2 protein-coding genes are annotated in these 1,937 nt (G+C 53.8%); both read left to right on the top strand.

Annotation, left to right across the window (positions count from 1 at the left end; all coding sequences use genetic code 11):
• The first annotated feature begins 211 nt into the window (after window positions 1-211).
• Window positions 212-370 carry a hypothetical protein gene (locus tag RC85_RS27305; RefSeq protein ID WP_157594085.1) on the top strand — a complete coding sequence of 53 codons (159 nt, stop codon included), beginning with the start codon at window positions 212-214 and terminating at the stop codon, window positions 368-370.
• Window positions 371-1,061: 691 nt separating this feature from the next.
• A complete protein-coding gene (locus RC85_RS28060) occupies window positions 1,062-1,469 on the top strand; it encodes a PEP-CTERM sorting domain-containing protein (RefSeq protein WP_160148301.1) in 408 nt (135 codons plus the stop codon).
• Window positions 1,470-1,937: the final 468 nt, after the last annotated feature.

The following is a 1,937-nucleotide window of genomic DNA, read 5'->3' as shown; positions in this document are numbered from 1 at the left end:
TAACCATTGCATGCACCGGAGTGGCGGCCGCACACTTTTCTCTCTGCTTGCACGTCAAATCCCGCCACCTCGGTGATGCATACCGTTATCCGACTGAGCCACGGACACTTGCCGCCCGCCTCGCGCCCTGAGGGGCACAACCCATGCTCGATTAAAACCGCCTTGCCCAACGCTCCTTTCCACCACTAATGCGTATAGGATTCACTGACTGATGAACTCATTCTTCTTCTGGCTCACCATCGCTGCTGGCGTTGGTGCCTTGCTTGCAACAATCCTGCATCCAGGTGCGCCCGAAATTGGAATTGTTGTTGCCGTTGCGAATATTGCGTTCTACGGATACCGTAAATTGACACACACCCATCACGCATAGGCACTGGTAACGCATGCTCGATCCATGGTGGCGACGTCCCGTCGTTATTTTTCGCTCGCGCGCCCCATGCTCAACGGCGATTCGCTTCATATCCCATAATCGCGGATAACCATGCGTTGTTGACGGAGTGGCGTCAGCGCTGTGTCCTCTGCTTGCGAGTCAAATCCCGCAAAACGCTACCGTTATCCGATTGGGTACGCTCTCTCGCGAACTTCTTTTAGCACACCATTGAGGCGTTGGCTGCCATCTCCATCAAATTGCCGCAGTCGTGCTTCTGTGAATTGCAACATTGCTTCTCAATATATCCGCCGCTATGTTTTACTGCGGCGGCACAAGAGGGCGGAGTGTTCTAGCCCCAAGTATGCCGGCAATCACCCTTTGAGGCAAAAGTTAGATGAAGAACCATAGAATTACAATCGCTGTTATCCTATTTTGCGCTTTGACGAGCACGAATGGTCTTTTTGCGGCGATCATCACTCGGCCAAGTTCGCTTCTGCCAGGAGATCAATACCGACTGGCTTTCGTCACGAGCGGAAGTCGCAACGCAACGTCAAGTAACATCGCCGACTATAATGCTTTTGTGACCCAGCAGGCGAATTTGGTTCCTGACCTAGCTGCGATGAACGCGACTTGGAACGTCCTCGGTTCGACGACCACGGTAAACGCACGCGACAATACCGGGACGAACTTCATGTCCGACAACGGCGTTCCAATTTATCGTCTTGACGGCCAACTGGTCGCCGCAACCAACGCTGAACTCTGGTCATCCAACATTCGAACCCCGATCAACATCACCGGCACAGGACTTACTTTTGGTGGCGAAATTTGGACGGGAACATTTGCCGATGGTACCACTGTTTCGCAAAGAGCACTTGGGAATAACGGCGGAATCATCCAGGCTGGCCTCGGACGCCAGATAGATCTAAGGTGGGTTTCGTATAATCAGTTCAACGATTTCCAAGTGTGGCCCTTCTACGCGATGTCAAGTGTCATCACCGTCACGGCAGTTCCAGAACCGAGCTCAATAATGTTACTTGGTTTTGGAACCATTGCTTTGGCTTTCTCAAGGCGTCGCCGCAGTAGTTTTAATGCGACTTGAAGCTCTAGTAGCGGATAACAAAGCGATGAACCGCAGTCGGCCAGGACATCAAACGGAATACCAAAATCAAACGGGGCCGACGCGTTTATCGCTGGCGTTATCCGACTGAACCGCAGACACTTGCGGCCCGCCTCGCTCCCTGCGGGGCACAACCAATGCACGACCAGCACCGCTTTGCCCCCGACGCTCGACCTACACCGAAGTGCCGACTGCCCTGCGGGGCATCAACCGACGCCCGAATTCCAATGCTCAATCAACGCAGACGTGCCGGATGCACTGCGTGGAACAACCAACGCCTGTATTCGGTTGCTCGATTTAACGCTGCCCACCCAAACTTGCTTGACCGACCACTCTTTGCTACGATCTACACACGGTGATTGTCACCCACGTCGACGAAGTCCGCGCTGACGGGCCATATCGTGATGGTGTTTTTCGGATAACCATTGCATGCACCGGAGTGGCGGCCGC

Source organism: Rubripirellula obstinata (genome assembly GCF_001642955.1).
Classification (GTDB): domain Bacteria; phylum Planctomycetota; class Planctomycetia; order Pirellulales; family Pirellulaceae; genus Rubripirellula; species Rubripirellula obstinata.
The sequence above is the reverse complement of the archived record's forward strand: the minus strand, read 5'-3'. Positions and strand labels throughout refer to the sequence as shown.